Annotated in this window: 21 protein-coding genes; 17 read left to right on the plus strand and 4 right to left on the minus strand. The window is 57.4% G+C overall.

From position 1 onward, the window contains the following. Nucleotides 1-155: 155 nt before the first annotated feature. The 9 genes from moaC to cyoE all read left to right on the plus strand — a co-directional run bounded on the left by moaC (nt 156) and on the right by cyoE (nt 7,690). Nucleotides 156-629, plus strand: a complete 474-nt coding sequence (gene moaC / locus AC1RQB_RS23135; protein WP_063341496.1) for a cyclic pyranopterin monophosphate synthase MoaC — start codon at nt 156-158, stop codon at nt 627-629. Beyond that, nucleotides 626-868, plus strand: a complete 243-nt coding sequence (gene moaD, locus AC1RQB_RS23140) for a molybdopterin converting factor subunit 1 (protein WP_063341495.1) — start codon at nt 626-628, stop codon at nt 866-868. Before moaC ends, moaD begins: the two co-directional genes overlap by 4 nt. A gap of 3 nt (nt 869-871) precedes the next feature. After that, nucleotides 872-1,324, plus strand: a complete 453-nt coding sequence (gene moaE / locus AC1RQB_RS23145) for a molybdopterin synthase catalytic subunit MoaE (protein ID WP_063341494.1) — start codon at nt 872-874, stop codon at nt 1,322-1,324. Nucleotides 1,325-1,508: 184 nt separating this feature from the next. Beyond that, nucleotides 1,509-2,018 (plus strand): disulfide bond formation protein B, encoded by a 510-nt coding sequence (locus AC1RQB_RS23150; protein ID WP_032830273.1) that lies wholly within the window; start codon nt 1,509-1,511, stop codon nt 2,016-2,018. Nucleotides 2,019-2,846: 828 nt separating this feature from the next. Then, nucleotides 2,847-3,791 carry a ubiquinol oxidase subunit II gene (cyoA, locus tag AC1RQB_RS23155; protein WP_008070433.1) on the plus strand — a complete coding sequence of 315 codons (945 nt, stop codon included), beginning with the start codon at nt 2,847-2,849 and terminating at the stop codon, nt 3,789-3,791. Nucleotides 3,792-3,794: 3 nt separating this feature from the next. Next, nucleotides 3,795-5,825 carry a cytochrome o ubiquinol oxidase subunit I gene (gene cyoB / locus AC1RQB_RS23160; protein WP_063341493.1) on the plus strand — a complete coding sequence of 677 codons (2,031 nt, stop codon included), beginning with the start codon at nt 3,795-3,797 and terminating at the stop codon, nt 5,823-5,825. Nucleotides 5,826-5,828: 3 nt separating this feature from the next. Next, the gene (locus AC1RQB_RS23165) at nt 5,829-6,455 is read left to right on the plus strand and encodes a cytochrome o ubiquinol oxidase subunit III (RefSeq protein WP_007896419.1); all 627 of its coding nucleotides are present in this window, start codon (nt 5,829-5,831) and stop codon (nt 6,453-6,455) included. Beyond that, nucleotides 6,456-6,791: a cytochrome o ubiquinol oxidase subunit IV gene (gene cyoD / locus AC1RQB_RS23170; protein ID WP_007896420.1), complete on the plus strand. Its 336-nt coding sequence runs from the start codon at nt 6,456-6,458 to the stop codon at nt 6,789-6,791. 11 nt (nt 6,792-6,802) lie between these two features. Next, the gene (cyoE, locus tag AC1RQB_RS23175; protein ID WP_007896421.1) at nt 6,803-7,690 is read left to right on the plus strand and encodes a heme o synthase; all 888 of its coding nucleotides are present in this window, start codon (nt 6,803-6,805) and stop codon (nt 7,688-7,690) included. 126 nt (nt 7,691-7,816) lie between these two features. Here the strand turns inward: cyoE and AC1RQB_RS23180 are convergent, their stop codons facing one another. Then, a complete protein-coding gene (locus tag AC1RQB_RS23180) occupies nt 7,817-8,713 on the minus strand; it encodes a GlxA family transcriptional regulator (protein ID WP_173667540.1) in 897 nt (298 codons plus the stop codon). Nucleotides 8,714-8,957: 244 nt separating this feature from the next. Here AC1RQB_RS23180 and AC1RQB_RS23185 point away from each other — a divergent pair, with 244 nt between their 5' ends. Further along, complete coding sequence (locus AC1RQB_RS23185) at nt 8,958-10,094, plus strand: acyl-CoA dehydrogenase family protein (RefSeq protein ID WP_063341492.1); 1,137 nt, start codon at nt 8,958-8,960, stop codon at nt 10,092-10,094. Between the two features lie 102 nt (nt 10,095-10,196). On the opposite strand, the gene AC1RQB_RS23190 is transcribed toward AC1RQB_RS23185, so the two are convergent. After that, on the minus strand, nt 10,197-11,237 hold the full coding sequence (locus tag AC1RQB_RS23190; RefSeq protein WP_063341491.1) for an NADP(H)-dependent aldo-keto reductase: 1,041 nt from the start codon (nt 11,235-11,237) through the stop codon (nt 10,197-10,199). Between the two features lie 245 nt (nt 11,238-11,482). On the opposite strand from AC1RQB_RS23190, the gene rplM reads away from it, so the two are divergent. The 7 genes from rplM to AC1RQB_RS23225 all read left to right on the plus strand — a co-directional run bounded on the left by rplM (nt 11,483) and on the right by AC1RQB_RS23225 (nt 16,370). Next, the gene (gene rplM, locus AC1RQB_RS23195; protein WP_007905295.1) at nt 11,483-11,911 is read left to right on the plus strand and encodes a 50S ribosomal protein L13; all 429 of its coding nucleotides are present in this window, start codon (nt 11,483-11,485) and stop codon (nt 11,909-11,911) included. A 14-nt stretch (nt 11,912-11,925) separates the two neighbouring features. Further along, nucleotides 11,926-12,318 carry a 30S ribosomal protein S9 gene (gene rpsI, locus AC1RQB_RS23200; RefSeq protein ID WP_002555064.1) on the plus strand — a complete coding sequence of 131 codons (393 nt, stop codon included), beginning with the start codon at nt 11,926-11,928 and terminating at the stop codon, nt 12,316-12,318. Between the two features lie 267 nt (nt 12,319-12,585). Then, complete coding sequence (gene petA, locus AC1RQB_RS23205; RefSeq protein ID WP_007905300.1) at nt 12,586-13,179, plus strand: ubiquinol-cytochrome c reductase iron-sulfur subunit; 594 nt, start codon at nt 12,586-12,588, stop codon at nt 13,177-13,179. Continuing rightward, nucleotides 13,179-14,390 carry a cytochrome b gene (locus AC1RQB_RS23210; protein ID WP_008072120.1) on the plus strand — a complete coding sequence of 404 codons (1,212 nt, stop codon included), beginning with the start codon at nt 13,179-13,181 and terminating at the stop codon, nt 14,388-14,390. The genes petA and AC1RQB_RS23210 overlap by 1 nt, the downstream gene beginning before the upstream one ends. Continuing rightward, nucleotides 14,390-15,172 carry a cytochrome c1 gene (locus tag AC1RQB_RS23215; RefSeq protein WP_063341490.1) on the plus strand — a complete coding sequence of 261 codons (783 nt, stop codon included), beginning with the start codon at nt 14,390-14,392 and terminating at the stop codon, nt 15,170-15,172. The genes AC1RQB_RS23210 and AC1RQB_RS23215 overlap by 1 nt, the downstream gene beginning before the upstream one ends. A gap of 150 nt (nt 15,173-15,322) precedes the next feature. Beyond that, nucleotides 15,323-15,940 carry a glutathione S-transferase N-terminal domain-containing protein gene (locus AC1RQB_RS23220; RefSeq protein ID WP_007905304.1) on the plus strand — a complete coding sequence of 206 codons (618 nt, stop codon included), beginning with the start codon at nt 15,323-15,325 and terminating at the stop codon, nt 15,938-15,940. Nucleotides 15,941-15,956: 16 nt separating this feature from the next. Beyond that, nucleotides 15,957-16,370, plus strand: coding sequence for a ClpXP protease specificity-enhancing factor (locus AC1RQB_RS23225; RefSeq protein ID WP_008004998.1), 414 nt, complete (start codon nt 15,957-15,959; stop codon nt 16,368-16,370). Between the two features lie 83 nt (nt 16,371-16,453). Here the strand turns inward: AC1RQB_RS23225 and AC1RQB_RS23230 are convergent, their stop codons facing one another. Both AC1RQB_RS23230 and AC1RQB_RS23235 read right to left on the minus strand, forming a co-directional pair. Then, nucleotides 16,454-17,032, minus strand: coding sequence for a BON domain-containing protein (locus AC1RQB_RS23230; protein WP_008072118.1), 579 nt, complete (start codon nt 17,030-17,032; stop codon nt 16,454-16,456). After that, a complete protein-coding gene (locus tag AC1RQB_RS23235) occupies nt 17,029-17,622 on the minus strand; it encodes a phosphoheptose isomerase (RefSeq protein WP_007904374.1) in 594 nt (197 codons plus the stop codon). Before AC1RQB_RS23235 ends, AC1RQB_RS23230 begins: the two co-directional genes overlap by 4 nt. Nucleotides 17,623-17,722 lie beyond the last annotated feature (100 nt).

A 17,722-nucleotide genomic window follows, 5' to 3' on the forward strand; every position in this document is an offset into this window, starting at 1 on the left:
CCCCCCCCCCCCCCCCCCCCCCCCCCCCCCCCCCCCCCCCCCCCCCCCCCCCCCCCCCCCCCCGCTCCCACAGGGTTCAATGTGAATGCATAATCAAACGTGCGGAAATTTGACCCACAGGTTTACAATCGATGCTCCTGATCAGGAGTATCCCTGTGCTGACTCATCTCGATTCCCAAGGTCGCGCTCATATGGTCGACGTCACTGAAAAAAACGTGACGTTCCGTGAAGCGACGGCCCAAGCGCTGGTGCGCATGCTGCCCGAAACCCTGCAGTTGATTGTCACGGGCGGCCATCCCAAGGGTGACGTGTTCGCCGTGGCGCGGATCGCCGGCATCCAGGCGGCGAAGAAAACCAGCGATCTGATTCCTTTGTGCCACCCGTTGATGCTCACCGGAGTCAAGGTCGAACTCAGTACCGAAGGCGACGACACCGTGCGCATCGTGGCGTGCTGCAAGTTGTCCGGGCAGACCGGCGTCGAAATGGAAGCGCTGACCGCCGCCAGCGTCGCGGCGCTGACCATTTATGACATGTGCAAGGCCGTGGATCGCGGCATGACCATCGAGAGCGTGCGGCTGCTGGAGAAACTCGGCGGCAAGAGCGGTCATTTTCGGGCGGATCAGCCATGAACATTACCGTGAAGTTTTTCGCCCGTTACCGTGAAGCGCTCGGTGTGGACTCGGTGAAGGTCGAAGGTGATTTCGCCACGGTCGACGATGTGCGCGCGCTGCTGGCCCAACGTGACGGCGCCGAAGTGCTAAGCGAGCAAAACCTGATGTGCGCCCGCAACGAAGACCTCTGCCAGCTCGAAGAACCGGTGAGCGATGGCGATGAAGTGGCGTTTTTTCCGACCGTGACCGGGGGCTGAGCCATGGCGATTCGCGTGCAGTCCACACCGTTCGATCCGGGTACTGAAGTCAACGCCATGCACGCAGCCAATGTGGGCGTTGGTGCGGTCGTGAGTTTTGTCGGCTACGTGCGCGACTTCAATGACGGCCTCGACGTCGCCGGGATGTTCCTTGAGCACTACCCGGGCATGACCGAAAAAGCCTTGGGCAAGATTGCCGCGGAGGCCGAGCAGCGCTGGCCACTGTTGAAGCTGGAAGTGTTGCACCGCATCGGCGCGCTTGAGCCGGGCGAGCCGATCGTTTTCGTCGGCGCCGCCAGCGCCCACCGTCAGGCAGCGTTCGATGCCTGTGCCTTTGTCATGGACTATCTGAAAACCCGCGCGCCGTTCTGGAAGAAAGAAAACACCGGGGACGGGCCGCGTTGGGTGGAAGGGCGTGACAGCGATCATGCGGCGGCGGATCGGTGGAAGCAGTAAGCAACCCTTCGCGAAGGCCGCGTCGCGGTTTCGATTATTAACAATCGCTTGAAGGTTAATCCGTGCTTAACCGGTTTATCGTTTATTCCCCCGACTTCAGCGGCCCGTTCAAGGCTCTCAAAGGGCAGGGGCTGCGTGTAGACTTCCGGACAACCGATATCCACGGACACAAAAGGGAAACGCGATGAGCGAGGAAACCATGCGGTTGGGGCGTGAGCGGCGCTATCTGGTGTTGCTGGGCATTATCTGCCTGGCGCTGATCGGTGGCGCGCTGTACATGCAAGTGGCTCTGGGCGAGGCACCATGCCCGCTGTGCATCCTGCAACGCTACGCGTTGTTGCTGATTGCGCTGTTCGCCTTTATCGGCGCAGCGACGCGCACCCGCCGCAGCGTCACGCTGTTCGAAACGTTGGTGGTGATCTGCGCCATTGCGGGCGCCGGGGTGGCCGGGCATCACGTCTATACCCAGTTTTACCCGGCGGTCAGTTGCGGCATCGATGTGCTGCAGCCAATCGTCGACGGCCTGCCGCTGGCGAAGATCTTCCCGCTGGGCTTCCAGGTCGATGGCTTCTGCTCTACACCGTACCCGCCGATCCTCGGCTTGTCCCTGGCACAGTGGGCGCTGCTGGCCTTCGTGCTGATCGTGGTGCTGGTGCCGCTGCTCATTTCGCGTAACCGCAAAGCGCTGCGCTGAGGCTGTACGTCGTACTGTTGCAGGAAGCAAAAAAACGCCCCGGTTCTCGTTGAGAGGCCGGGGCGTTTGCATATTCGCAGGTCAGGTAAAAAGACCTTGATGCTCGACAAGGAAGGGTGCGACACGTATGCGACATGTTGTCACAGCTTGAGTGTCGCAAGGCATTTCAAATCGCTGATTCAGGGCATCGCTTCGCAGCAAAAACCTGCTCCTCCAGGCACTGTCGGTTTCAGCGCTCGTCAGTCGAAACAGGCAGTTTTAACAGGGCCTGGCAAATTGGCAAAGCCCTTGTCACATAGGGGGTAGAGCCGGGTCGAAGGCGAGCGCAGAGCCTTGGAAGCTGTCTGAACTTCGCGTGGTAGACCTACTATTTTTGGTGTTTTTGTTGAGAATTAATTTCGATACCATGGCGCACTTTTGCAAAAGCCGTTAATGATTGTTGTCGGATCGGATATAAATTATTTCGGGATGAGACATGGTTTATGAATCGTTACATATCTACAATCGCCCGCACTGAATTCCCGGCACTGCTCACCCTTACTCAGGTGCATGAGCAGAACCTGGGTGTCGAGAGGCCTGATGGCTTCATGCGACTCCCAGGTGTCGGTGCCTTCCGACTATCCGCACCAAATGGAATTGGTCTGTAACAAGGCCCTTGACCACGAATTCGAATAAGAACTCACCGCAGGCCCAGCAATTGTCGAACAGCGTCTGACGCGCGACGGGCAGGCCCTTATTCAATCCAAGAAAAATGCCAACCCTTGGCAGGGTGAAGTGTTGGCGATCAAAACCCAACTGCATTGCGCAAGCTGCTTTAGAGGTCGTGAGATGAGTAAAAACAGGTACCCCAGACTACTAGGCTTATTGCCGCTGCTCGGCACGTTGTTGCTGGGAGGCTGCAACATGACCTTGCTCGATCCCAAGGGCCAGGTCGGCCTGGATGAGCGAAACCTGATCATCACCGCAACGCTGCTGATGCTGTTGGTCGTCGTGCCGGTCATTTTCATGACCTTCGCGTTCGCCTGGAAATACCGCGCGTCCAACAAAGACGCCGTCTATACGCCAAAATGGTCCCACTCCACCAAGATCGAAATCGCGGTGTGGACTATTCCGGTACTGATCATCATTGCCCTGGGTTACGTCACCTACAAGTCGACCCACGCGCTGGACCCTTACAAGCCGTTGGAATCCGACGTCAAGCCAATCACCATTGAAGTGGTCGCGCTGGACTGGAAGTGGCTGTTCATCTACCCGGAACAAGGCATTGCCACGGTCAACAAGATCGTGTTCCCGGCGCACACCCCGATCAACTTCAAGATCACTTCCGACGCCGTGATGAACTCGTTCTTCATTCCGGCCCTGGGCGGTCAGATCTACGCGATGGCGGGCATGCAGACCAAACTGCACCTGATCGCCAACCAGAACGCTGAAATGGACGGTATCTCCGCCAACTACAGCGGCGCGGGTTTCACCGGCATGAAATTCAAAGCTATCGCCACTTCTCAGGAAGATTTCGACGCCTGGGTAAGCGAAGTCAAAAAGGCACCTAAACAGCTTGAACAAGCTGAATACGCAGCCCTTGCCAAGCAAAGCCAGAACAACCCAGTCGAGCTCTACTCCTCGGTCACGCCGAACCTGTTCCAGATCATCGTCGACAAGTACGAAGGCATGAAACCGGGTCCGAAGGTCAAGCACGAGAAGAAAGAGAAAGAAGTGGCCGCTACGCAAGGAATGGACATGAACTCGCATTCAGCTGCCGGGGCAGAGGAGTAAACGATGTTTGGTAAATTAAGTTGGGAAGCGGTCCCGTTCCACGAACCGATCGTGATGGTAACCATCGCCATGATCGCGCTCGGTGGTCTGGCGCTGTTCGCTGCAATCACCTACTTCAAGAAGTGGACCTATTTGTGGACCGAGTGGCTGACCTCGGTCGACCACAAGAAAATCGGCGTGATGTACATCATCGTCGCCATGGTCATGTTGCTGCGTGGTTTTGCCGACGCCATCATGATGCGTACCCAGTTGGCCATGGCCACCGAGGGTTCGCCTGGCTACCTGCCACCTGAACACTATGACCAGATCTTCACCGCTCACGGTGTGATCATGATCATCTTCATGGCGATGCCATTCTTCACCGGCCTGATGAACCTTGCGGTGCCGCTGCAGATCGGCGCGCGTGACGTTGCCTACCCGTTCCTGAACTCCCTGAGCTTCTGGCTGCTGGTATCCGGCGTGGTGCTGATCAACCTGTCCCTGGGCGTTGGCGAATTCGCCAAGACCGGTTGGGTTGCTTATCCACCGCTGTCGGGCCTGCAATACAGTCCGGGCGTGGGGATGGATTATTACATCTGGGCACTTCAGCTATCCGGGTTGGGTACGACGCTGACGGGGGTCAACTTCCTGGCCACCGTGCTGAAAATGCGTACCCCTGGCATGAAGCTGATGGACATGCCGATCTTCACCTGGACCTGCACTTGGGCCAACGTCCTGATCGTGGCTTCGTTCCCGATCCTGACCGCTACCCTGGCACTGCTGACACTTGACCGTTACATGGATTTCCACATTTTCACCAATGAACTTGGTGGCAATCCAATGATGTACGTCAACCTGTTCTGGGCCTGGGGTCACCCCGAGGTTTACATCCTGATTCTGCCGGCATTCGGGATCTTCTCCGAAGTCATCTCGACCTTCACCGGCAAGAAACTGTTCGGCCACCACTCGATGATCTACGCCAGCGGCGCGATCTCGATCCTGGGCTTCATGGTCTGGCTGCACCACTTCTTCACCATGGGTTCGGGTGCCAGCGTCAACGCCTTCTTCGGTCTGGCGACGATGCTGATCTCGATCCCGACGGGGGTGAAGCTATTCAACTGGCTGTTCACCATCTACCAGGGCCGTCTGCGTTTCACCAGCCAAGTGTTGTGGACCCTGGGCTTCATGGTGACCTTCGCCATCGGCGGCATGACCGGCGTACTGCTGGCCATTCCGGGTGCTGACTTTGTTCTGCACAACAGCCTGTTCGTGATCGCGCACTTCCATAACGTGATCATCGGCGGCGCGGTATTCGGCTACATCGCAGGTTTCGCCTTCTACTTCCCGAAAGCGTTCGGCTTCAAGCTGCACGAAGGCTGGGGCAAGGCAGCGTTCTGGTTCTGGATCAGCGGCTTCTTCGTCGCGTTCATGCCGCTCTATGCACTGGGCTTCATGGGCATGACCCGTCGTCTGAACGCCACCACCAACCCTGAGTGGGTACCGTACCTGTACGTTGCCATGTTCGGTGCGGTGATGATCGCCGTCGGTATCGCCTGCCAGCTGATCCAGCTCTACGTGAGCATCCGTGACCGCAAGCTGCCGCAGAACATGTGCGAACACGGCGACCCGTGGAATGCCCATACCCTGGAATGGTCGACCTCCTCGCCACCACCGTTCTACAACTTTGCCGTGCTGCCAAAAGCAGAAACCATCGACCCGTTCACCGAAGCCAAGGAAAACGGCACCGCGTACAAGGCTCCGGCCAGGTACGAGCCGATCCACATGCCAAACAACACCGCCACCGGTGTGGTCATGGGTGCTCTGTTGACCGTGTTCGGTTTCGCGATGATCTGGCACATCTGGTGGTTGGCCATCGCAAGCCTGGTCGGCACTGTTGTGTACTTCGTGATCCACGCTGCACGTGATGATCAAGGCTATATGGTGCCGGTCGACGTAATCGAGCGCATCGAAGCCGAGCAGCACAAGCGTCTGGTAGCGGCCGGGAAAGTTCCAGCCACCGCCACCCGTGTTGAAACCTCGTTGGAACAGGCTTAAACCATGTCGAACTTAGTGACCAATGCTGGACACACCCATGTCGATGGACATGGGCATGATGACCATCACCACGACTCGGGCGAGATGACCGTATACGGTTTCTGGCTCTACCTGATGACCGACTGCATTCTGTTTGCGTCGATCTTCGCGGTGTACGCGGTACTGGTTAACAACGTAGCGGGTGGCCCGTCGGGCCACGACATCTTTGAACTGCCATACGTGCTGGGCGAAACCGCTCTGCTGTTGTTCAGTTCGATCACCTACGGCTTCGCCATGCTGGCGTTCTACCGGGGCAACAAGAAGCAGGTCCTGGGCTGGTTGGCCATGACCTTCCTGTTCGGCCTGGGCTTCATCGGCATGGAGATCAACGAGTTCCACATCTTGATCTCCGAAGGCTACGGCCCTAGCCGTTCCGGCTTCCTGTCCGGGTTCTTCACCCTGGTCGGTACCCACGGTCTGCACGTGACTAGCGGTCTGATCTGGATGGCGATCATGATGTATCAGGTCAACAAGCATGGCCTGACCTCGACCAACAAGACCCGTCTGAGCTGCCTGAGCCTGTTCTGGCACTTCCTGGACGTGGTGTGGATCTGCGTATTCACCGTTGTTTATCTGATGGGGACTATGTAAATGGCTAACGCTCATTCCCACGATAGCCACGACGCCGGCCACGGCAGCGTCAAGTCCTACGCTATCGGTTTCATTCTGTCGGTGATCCTGACCGTCATTCCATTCGGTCTGGTGATGTACCCGACGTTGCCGAAGTCGATCACCCTGTTGATCGTCCTTGCGTTCGCGATCGTCCAGGTGCTGGTGCACCTGGTGTACTTCCTGCACCTGGACCGTTCGGCCGCGCAGCGTAACAACGTGATTGCGTTTGTCTTCGCCGCGATCGTGATCGTCCTGCTGGTTGGCCTGTCGCTGTGGATCATGTTCAGCATCCACACGTTCATGATGGCGAAGTGAGGTAAGTCCGCATGTCCCTCAAGCACTTTATCCAAATCACCAAACCGGGGATCATTTTCGGTAACGTGCTTTCTGTGGCAGGCGGATTTTTCCTGGCCTCCAAAGGGCATGTCGATCTGGCCATTTTCCTGGCTGCGATGATCGGCACGTCCCTGGTGGTCGCTTCCGGTTGCGTGTTCAACAACTGCATCGACCGCGACATCGACCTGAAGATGGAACGCACCAAGAACCGTGCGCTGGTCCAGGGCCTGATCTCCCTGAAACTGGCCCTGGCTTTTGCGACCATTCTTGGTGTTTTCGGCGTTGCACTGTTGTACAAGGTGGCCAACCCGTTGGCTGCGTTGTTCGCGGTGATCGGTTTCGTCATCTACGTCGGTTTCTACAGTCTGTACCTCAAGCGCAAGTCGGTTCACGGCACGCTGGTGGGCAGTCTGTCGGGGGCGATGCCGCCGGTGATTGGCTATGTAGCTGTGACAAACAGCTTCGACATGGCCGCACTGACGCTGCTGGTGATGTTCAGCCTGTGGCAGATGCCGCATTCCTACGCCATCGCAATCTTCCGCTTCAACGATTACCTGGCCGCATCGATTCCGGTGTTGCCGGTGAAGCGTGGAATTGAAGTGGCCAAGAAGCACATCCTGCTCTACATCCTGGCGTTCCTCGTGGCGACCTTGATGCTGACCTTCAGCGGCTACGCCGGCATGAGCTACCTCGCCGTCGCCGCGGCCATGGGCATGTATTGGTTGTACATGGCCTGGACCGGTTACAAGGCAGTGGATGACACGGTCTGGGCACGCAAGCTGTTCGTGTTCTCGATCTTCACCATTACCGCGTTGAGCGTGATGATGTCTTTGGACTTCAAAGTGCCGAGCGAGTTGTTGCTGACGTACGCGCCTTAAGCGTCGGATGCTGTAAAGAAAAGCCCCGCCCTTCGAGAGAAGGGCGGGGCTTTTTTATGCGGTCTTTGGGGGCAGGGATCAATCAATGGTAGGAGTGCTTCTGTTTTCCAGACAAACAGTCCTGATCTACGCCGCTTGCTGAAACTGCTGCCGATACTGGTTCGGCGACAACTCCGTGTGCTGGCGGAACAGTCGCGCAAAGAAGCTCGCGTCATCGTAACCGACCTCATAACTGATGGTCTTGATACTCTTGCGGCTGCCGGACAACAAGCCCTTGGCCGTCTCGATGCGCAGTCGCTGCAGGTAGTGCAGCGGTTTGTCGCCGGTGGCGGTCTGGAAGCGGCGCATGAAGTTGCGGATGCTCATGCCGTGTTCACGGGCCACGTCTTCGAAGCGGAACTTGTCGGCGAAGTGTTCTTCGAGCCAGTGCTGGATCTGCAGGATGATCACGTCCTGGTGCAGTTTCTGCCCGCCGAAGCCGATCCGCCCCGGCGCATAGCTGCGCTGCACTTCATAAAGAATGTCGCGGGCCACGGCCTGGGCCACATTGGCGCCGCAAAAACGCTCGATCAAGTAAATGTAGAGATCGCAGGCCGAGGTGGTGCCACCGGCGCAATACAGGTTGTCGGCGTCGGTCAGGTGTTTGTCCTGATTGAGCTGGACCTGCGGGAAGCGTTCGGCAAAGGCATTGAAGAAACGCCAGTAGGTCGTCGCTTCCTTGCCGTCGAGCAGCCCGGCCTCGGCCAGCCAGAACACACCAGTAGCTTCGCCACACAACACGGCGCCGCGTGCATGCTGCTGACGCAGCCATGGCAGGACCTGTGGATAACGTTTGCAGAGGGTGTCGAAATCGTCCCAGAAGGCGGGAAGGATGATGACGTCGGCGTTTTCCAGGCCGCCGTCCACCGGCATGATCACGTCGCTGAAGCTGTTCACCGGTTTGCCGTCGGGGCTGACCAGCCGGGTTTCAAACGCCGGTGTCAGGCCGTGGCCCAGTTGTTTGCCATAGCGCAGGCTGGCCAGATGGAAGAAATCCTTGGCTTGCATGAGGGTGGAAGCGAAAACCCGGTCGATAGCCAGGATGCTGACGCGCCGCAAGGGCGTGGAGACTTGGTTAGACATAATTCAACTTTATTCTTATAGGGGAAAGTGGTCACCAGACGGCTGGATCGTCTTATTTTTTGTCGGATGTGTCCAGTGTCCTGTATCGGATACGAGGCTTAGTCTCTAAAGGTCAATTCCGGCTAACAATAACCACAGGTGCCGCATGATCCCCAGAACCTTGTTCAGTTCCGAGCACGAGCTTTTTCGCGACAGTGTGCGAACGTTCCTCGAAAAAGAGGCCGTGCCGTTCCATGGGCAATGGGAAAAACAAGGCTATATCGACCGCCAACTCTGGAACAAGGCAGGGGAGGCGGGGATGCTCTGTTCGCATCTGCCGGAAGAATACGGCGGGCTGGGGGCAGACTTTCTCTACAGCGCGGTGGTGATCGAGGAGGTCGGCCGCCTGGGGCTGACCGGCATCGGTTTTTCACTTCATTCGGACATTGTGGCGCCTTACATCCTGCATTACGGCAGTGAAGCGCTGAAACACAAATACCTGCCCAAGCTGGTGTCTGGCGAAATGGTCACCGCGATTGCCATGACCGAGCCGGGTGCCGGTTCCGACCTGCAAGGGGTGAAAACCACCGCTGTGCTAGATGGCGACGAATACGTGATCAACGGTTCGAAGACCTTCATCACCAATGGCTTTCTGGCTGACCTGGTGATCGTCGTGGCCAAGACCGATCCAAAGGCAGGAGCGAAGGGCACCAGTTTGTTTCTGGTAGAGGCCAATACGCCCGGCTTCGCCAAGGGCAGGCGTCTGGAAAAGGTCGGGATGAAGGCTCAGGACACCTCGGAGCTATTCTTCCAGGACGTTCGGGTACCGAAAGAAAACCTGCTGGGCCAGGCCGGGATGGGCTTCGCTTACCTGATGCAGGAGCTGCCGCAGGAGCGTCTGACGGTCGCGGTAGGTGGCTTGGCGTCAGCTGAAGCGGCGTTGCAATGGACGCTGGATTACACCCGTGAGCGCAAGGCTTTCGGCAAGGCCATCGCCGACTTCCAGAACACCCGCTTCAAACTCGCTGAAATGGCGACCGAAATCCAGATCGGCCGGGTTTTCGTCGATCGCTGCCTGGAACTGCATCTGCAAGGCAAACTCGACGTGCCGACGGCGGCGATGGCCAAGTATTGGGGCACCGACCTGCAATGCAAGGTGCTCGATGAATGCGTGCAGTTGCATGGCGGTTACGGGTTCATGTGGGAATACCCGATCGCCCGGGCGTGGGCGGATGCGCGGGTGCAGCGGATCTATGCCGGGACCAATGAGATCATGAAGGAGATTATTGCGCGCTCGCTTTGATTGGCGTTGCCTGGGCGGACGCCATCGCGGGCAAGCCACGCTCCCACAGGTTTGTGATTCCTGTGGGAGCGTGGCTTGCCCGCGATTGGGCCTATGAATCAATCAAGGTGCAGGATTGGGCTGATCCTGATGAATCGCCTCGATCCCCGCCAACACTTCGTCGGAAAGTTTCAGCTCGAAGCTGGCAATGTTGCTGTCCAGTTGCTCAAGCGTGGTGGCGCCAATGATGTTGCTGGTGACGAACGGTTGCTGTGTGACGAAGGCCAGTGCCATCTGCGCCGGATCCAGGCCGTGTTCACGAGCCAATGCTACATAACGGCTGCACGCTGCCTCTGACTGAGGATTGAAGTAGCGGCTGAAGCGGCTGTAGAGGCTCAGGCGACCTTTGGGCGGACGCGCGCCACCTTCGTACTTGCCCGACAGGAAACCGAACGCCAGCGGCGAGTAGGCGAGCAGGCCGCACTGTTCGCGGATGGCGATTTCCGCCAGGCCGACTTCGAAGCTGCGATTGAGCAGGTTGTAGGGGTTCTGGATCGATACGGCGCGCGGCCAGCCACGGGCTTCGGCGAGGGCGAGGGAACGCATGGTGCCCCACGGCGTTTCGTTGGACAGGCCGATGTGGCGGATCTTGCCGGCCTTGACCTGTTCGTCCAGTGCTTCGAGGGTGTCTTCCAGCGGGGTGAGGTTGACTTCGCTCGTGTGCTTGTAGCCCAGTTGTCCGAAGAAATTGGTACTGCGTTCAGGCCAGTGCAGCTGATAGAGATCGATGTAGTCGGTCTGCAAGCGCTTGAGGCTTGCATCCACGGCCTGGACGATGTTCTCGCGGTTGTGCTTGAGGTTTTTGTCGCGGATGTAGTCGATGGTGTTGCCGGGGCCGGCGATCTTGCTCGCCAGGATCCAGTCGGCGCGATCGCCGCGACTTTTGAAGTAATTGCCGATGTAGCGCTCGGTGGTGGCGTAGGTTTCGGCCTTGGGTGGCACCGGGTACATTTCGGCGGTGTCGATGAAATTGATGCCCGCGCTCTTGGCTCGTTCGATCTGGGCGAAGGCTTCAGCCTCACTGTTTTGCTCGCCCCAGGTCATGGTGCCAAGGCAGATTGCACTCACGTTCAGATTGGTTCGGCCTAGCTGGCGATAGTCCATCGGGTGCTCCTTGGGCAAAACAATCATAAAAGCAGGTTGAAATATTTTTCGCAATCTGCATAATTGCGCACCTCTTTCTGCAGTGGAAGTGATGCGCCGCCGCCGAAGAATCTTGCCGTTGAACGGACGCGCCGACCCGAGCCCCCGAAAGCGTCTGTATCCGGCTGCCTTTGACTTGTCAAAGTACGCACTATTCAGTAAGATCCGCCGTCTAATTTACAGGGCGGCCCCTGAGGCTATAAAGAATGAAAACTTTTACTGCTAAACCGGAAACAGTACAGCGCGACTGGTTTGTCGTCGACGCTGCAGGTCAGACCCTGGGTCGTCTGGCCACCGAAATCGCGAGCCGTCTGCGTGGCAAGCATAAAGCTGAGTACACTCCTCACGTTGACACCGGCGATTACATCGTCGTTATCAATGCCGAGCAGATTCGTGTAACCGGTGCTAAAACCACCGACAAAATCTACTACTCCCACTCCGGTTTCCCGGGCGGCATCAAGTCGATCAACTTCGAAAAACTGATCGCTAAAGCCCCTGAGCGCGTGATCGAGACCGCGGTCAAAGGCATGCTGCCTAAGAACCCGCTGGGTCGCGACATGTATCGTAAGCTGAAAGTCTATGCGGGCGCTGTACACCCTCATACTGCTCAGCAGCCCCAAGAACTGAAGTTTTAACGGAATAGTTCATTATGTCGGCGACTCAAAATTACGGCACTGGCCGTCGCAAGACCGCAACCGCACGCGTTTTCCTGCGTCCGGGTACTGGTAACATCTCCATCAACAACCGTTCGCTGGATAATTTCTTCGGCCGCGAAACTGCCCGCATGGTAGTTCGTCAGCCGCTGGAATTGACTGAGACTGTCGAGAAGTTCGACATCTACGTCACCGTGATCGGTGGTGGTGTAAGTGGTCAAGCTGGCGCAATCCGCCACGGTATCACTCGCGCACTGATGCAGTACGACGAAACCCTGCGTGGCGCTCTGCGCAAAGCTGGCTTCGTTACTCGCGATGCTCGTGAAGTTGAACGTAAGAAAGTTGGTCTGCGTAAAGCGCGTAAGCGTCCGCAGTACTCGAAGCGTTAATTCGCTTTCACGTTCAAAAAGAACGCCCAGTTTCCTCGCGAAGCTGGGCGTTTTTTTATGGGCGTGATTTATCAAGGAATTGCGCTGTGACAACTTGCCACATCCGCAGAGGCCCTATACTGCAAGGCTTGGCAGTGAAGCCCCTCGGTAATTACCTTGTCAGAATTGGGGCTTTTCATTACCATTCGGCAAAATTTTTATAAGTTCAGATTTTTACTTAGTAGACGCCTGATTTAACAGGCCACAAAGCTGATGGGAGAGGACTGAATGAGCAATGACGGCGTGAATGCAGGCCGGCGTCGCTTCTTGGTAGCAGCCACATCCGTGGTGGGTGCTGCAGGAGCGGTGGGGGCTGCGGTCCCGTTCGTGGGGTCATGGTTTCCCAGTGCCAAGGCGAAAGCCGCAGGTGCACCGGTGAAAGTGAATGTCAGCAAAATCGAGCCAGGTCAGCAAATGATTGCTGAGTGGCGCGGCCAGCCGGTGTTCATTGTCCGCCGTACCGAGGAAATCCTGGGGAATCTGAAAAAGATCGAGGGCCAGCTGTCTGACCCGACCTCCAAGAACTCGACGCAACCGACCTATGTCGACCCGGAAACGCGTTCGATCAAGCCAGAAGTTCTGCTGCTGATCGGTATCTGCACGCACCTGGGTTGCTCACCAACTTTCCGTCCGGAAGTGGCTCCTGCAGACCTGGGCAAGGATTGGGTAGGGGGTTATTTCTGCCCTTGCCACGGTTCTCACTACGATTTGGCTGGCCGCGTCTACAAGTCGCAACCTGCGCCTTTGAACCTGCCAGTTCCCCCGCATTCCTATGAGACCGATGACATCATTGTCATTGGCGTCGATACGGAGAAAGCGTGATGAGCAAGTTCATGGATTGGGTTGATGCGCGCTTCCCCGCGACCAAAATGTGGGAAGACCATCTCAGCAAGTACTACGCCCCGAAGAACTTCAACTTCTTCTATTTCTTTGGCTCCCTGGCACTGCTCGTTCTGGTCAACCAGATCGTTACCGGTGTCTGGCTGACCATGAGTTACACCCCGTCGGCGGAAGAGGCGTTCGCTTCCGTCGAATACATCATGCGCGACGTCGAGTACGGCTCGATCCTGCGTCTGCTGCACTCCACTGGCGCTTCGGCGTTCTTCATCGTGGTCTATCTGCACATGTTCCGTGGCCTGCTTTACGGTTCGTACCAGAAGCCGCGTGAGCTGGTGTGGGTCTTCGGCATGCTGATCTATCTGGCGCTGATGGCTGAAGCCTTCATGGGTTATCTGCTGCCGTGGGGCCAGATGTCCTACTGGGGTGCCCAGGTGATCATCTCGCTGTTCGGCGCGATCCCGGTCATCGGTAATGACCTGACCCAGTGGATTCGTGGTGACTACCTGATTTCCGGTATTACCCTGAATCGCTTCTTCGCCTTGCATGTGGTTGCCCTGCCGATCGTGATTCTCGGTCTGGTGGTGGTGCATATTCTGGCGCTGCACGAAGTCGGTTCGAACAATCCGGATGGCGTCGACATCAAGAAGCACAAAGACGAAAACGGTATACCGCTGGACGGCATTGCCTTCCACCCGTACTACACCGTGAAAGATATCGTCGGCGTGGTGGTGTTCCTGTTCATCTTCTGCTCGATCGTGTTCTTCTTCCCTGAAATGGGCGGCTACTTCCTCGAGAAGCCGAACTTTGAAGTGGCGAACGCCTTCAAGACCCCTGAGCACATCGCTCCGGTCTGGTACTTCACACCGTTCTACGCGATTCTGCGGGCGGTTCCGGACAAGCTCCTGGGCGTAATCGCCATGGGTGCGGCCATCGCTGTGCTGTTCGTCCTGCCATGGCTGGATCGCAGCCCGGTCAAGTCGATGCGCTACAAAGGCTGGTTGAGCAAGATCTGGCTTTGGGTGTTCTGCATTTCGTTCGTGATCCTGGGTGTGTTGGGTGTTCTGGCGCCAACGCCAGGCCGTACGTTGCTGTCGCAGGTATGTACCTTCCTGTACTTCGCCTACTTCATTCTGATGCCGTTCTACACCAGGCTCGAGAAGACCAAACCGGTTCCGGAAAGGGTGACTGGCTGATGAAAAAGCTATTTGCTGTAATGATTCTTGCGGCGATGCCTGTGCTGTCTTTCGCATCGACATCGAGTGGCCCGGAGCTTGAGAAGGTCGACATCGACGTTTCCGACAAGGCTGCCATGCAGGACGGCGCACGCACGTTCGCCAACTATTGCATGGGCTGCCACAGCGCGAAGTTCCAGCGCTACGAGCGTGTCGCCGATGACCTGGGCATTCCTCACGAGTTGATGCTTGAGAAGCTGGTGTTCACCGGCGCCAAGATTGGCGATCACATGAACATCGGCATGCAGCCGGCTGACGCCAAGACCTGGTTCGGTGCGGCGCCGCCCGACCTGACGCTGGTGGCTCGTGTTCGTGGCACCGACTGGCTCTACGGCTATCTGCGTTCGTTCTATGAAGACCCGTCACGTCCATGGGGCGTGAACAACAAAGTGTTCCCGAACGTCGGCATGCCTAACGTTCTGGTCGGCCTGCAGGGTCGTCAGGTGGTAGGCTGTAAACAAGTTCAAGTCGTCGAAGACGGCAAGAAGCAATACGATCCGCTGACTGGCACCGCTTTGACCCATGAAGCCTGCGATCAACTGACTGTATTGCCGAAAACCGGCACGCTGAACGAAGAGCAGTTCGACGAGAAGGTCAAGAATCTGGTGACCTTCCTGGCCTACTCGGCCAACCCGGTGAAGCTGCAGCATCAGCGCATCGGTACCTATGTGTTGCTGTACCTGGCGTTCTTCTTCGTATTCGCTTACTTGCTCAAGCGTGAATACTGGAAAGACGTCCATTGATAAAGCGGTAAGCCATTGCTGTTAATCGCGCGCGCCCAGGGGCGTCTCTGAAGGTGTAACGAGTCTGGTGATCCAGGCGTTACGGGAGGCGCCCTCTGGGCGCGCGTGTTTTTCCGTTTCCGATAATTTCAACAAGCGAGGAGGACCGCCATGGGCGTGACCAATCGGTTGGCCTGTTACTCCGACCCCGCCGACCACTATTCCCACCGAGTGCGCATCGTACTTGCAGAGAAGGGTGTCAGCGCCGAGATCATTTACGTGGAAGCTGGTCGCCAGCCGCCTAAACTGATTGAGGTGAACCCTTACGGAAGCCTGCCCACCCTGGTCGATCGTGACCTGGCGTTGTGGGAGTCGACCGTGGTGATGGAGTATCTGGATGAGCGTTACCCGCACCCGCCGCTACTGCCGGTTTATCCCGTGGCGCGTGCCAACAGTCGTCTGCTGATTCATCGTATTCAGCGTGACTGGTGTGGCCTGGTGGATCTGATTCTGGATTCGCGGACCAAGGAAGCAGCCCGTGTCGTGGCTCGTAAAGAGCTGCGCGAAAGCCTGACAGGCGTGTCGCCGTTGTTTGCCGACAAGCCGTTTTTCCTCAGTGAGGAACAAAGTCTGGTGGATTGCTGCCTATTGCCAATACTCTGGCGATTGCCGATTCTGGGTATTGAACTGCCGCGGCCTGCCAAGCCGCTGCTTGATTATATGGAGCGCTCGTTTGCGCGTGAGGCTTTCCAGGCGAGTCTGTCTGGTGTCGAACGCGATATGCGCTAAGGCTTAAGGAGCCGCTATGAACTCCAGTCGACCTTATCTGGTCCGCGCGCTCTACGAGTGGATTGTGGACAACGATTGCACCCCGCACATGCTGGTCAATTCCGAGTATCCGTCGGTGCAGGTGCCTCAGGGTTTTGCCAGTGACGGACAGATTGTCCTGAACGTTTCCCCGGCAGCCGTGCGTCATCTGCATATGGACAACGAGGCAGTCAGTTTCGAGGGGCGCTTCGGTGGAGTGCCGCACACCCTGTACGTGCCTATCGCATCGATCCTGGGCATTTACGCCCGGGAGAACGGTCAGGGCATGGTGTTCGATATGGAATCGCCTCTGGAAGACGAGGAAGAGATCGAGCCGGATGATGATGTTCCGCCACCCGACAGTGAGCCGCCGCGTCCCAGCGGTCGACCGAGTTTGAAGGTGGTGAAGTAATAAAAAGGCGATCCGAATGGATCGCCTTTTTTATTACTTCACCACTTTCAAACCGTAGGCTTCTACCGGCGCTTACAGTCTCGTCAGTCGATGTACTCAAACAACTTCACGATCTTCTGCACGCCAGAAACGCCTTGTACCAAATTGGTCGCCTGAGCCGCTTCCTGCTTGGTCAGCAGACCCAGCAAGTAGACGATGCCGTTCTCGGTCACAACCTTGATGCGCGAGCCGGGAATGGAGGCGTCGGTGAGCATCTGGGTCTTGATCTTGGTGGTCAGCCAGGTGTCGTTCTGACGCGCCAGCAGCGAGGACGGTTGCAGCACTTGCAGTTCGTTATGCACCTTCTTCACGCGCTGCACGGAGGCGGCAACCTGTTCGGCCTTGGCCTTGAGGTCGGCACGAGGGGTTTGCCCGGCGAGTAGCACCACACCGTTGAAGCTGGTGACGACGATGTGCGAGTTGTTGTCCAGGTCCGGATCGGCCTTGGCGATGTTTACACCGGCCTTGGTTTCGATCAGGGAGTCGTCGATCTTGCTGCCGAAGGTGCGGGTGCCGCGGTCATCATCGATCGGCGCTTCACGGCTGGCATTAACCACCGAGGTGCAGCCGCTGATGCCAAGGCACAGGGTCAAGGCCAGAAGGCCTAGGCGATTAGGGGTCATTCTTCACTCCCGAACAGTTGGCTGTCGATCAAATCGCAAAGGCAATGGATCGCCAGCAGGTGGACTTCCTGAATACGTGCAGTGACGTTGGCTGGTACGCGAATCTCGACGTCCTCAGGCAATAGCAGTGACGCCATGCCGCCGCCATCACGACCGGTCAATGCTACGACAATCATTTCGCGATCATGTGCGGCCTGGATCGCTTGAATTATGTTTGCCGAGTTGCCGCTGGTGGAAATCGCCAGCAAAACATCACCCGGTTGACCGAGGGCGCGGATCTGTTTGGAGAAGATTTCGTTGTAGCTGTAATCGTTGGCGATCGAGGTGATCGTCGAGCTGTCGGTGGTCAGCGCGATGGCGGGCAGGCTCGGGCGCTCGCGTTCGAAGCGGTTGAGCAGCTCGGAGGAGAAGTGCTGTGCGTCACCGGCGGAGCCGCCGTTGCCGCAGGACAGCATTTTGCCCTCGTTGAGCAGGGCGTTGACCATGACCTGGCTGGCTTGCTCGATGTGCGGTGCAAGTACGTCCATCGCCTGTTGCTTGGTGTCGATACTGGCCTGAAAAAGCTGGCGAATTCGCGATTGCATGTCCATCTGTGTGACCTTAATTAGCGCGGCTACTCGGCACATGAATGTGCAGCCCGCAAAGCAAAGAGCAAAAGTGTTGGGTGAAGGTGTCCGGTTCGGGACGCAA

Source organism: Pseudomonas sp. GW822-FHT02E03 (assembly GCF_058802325.1).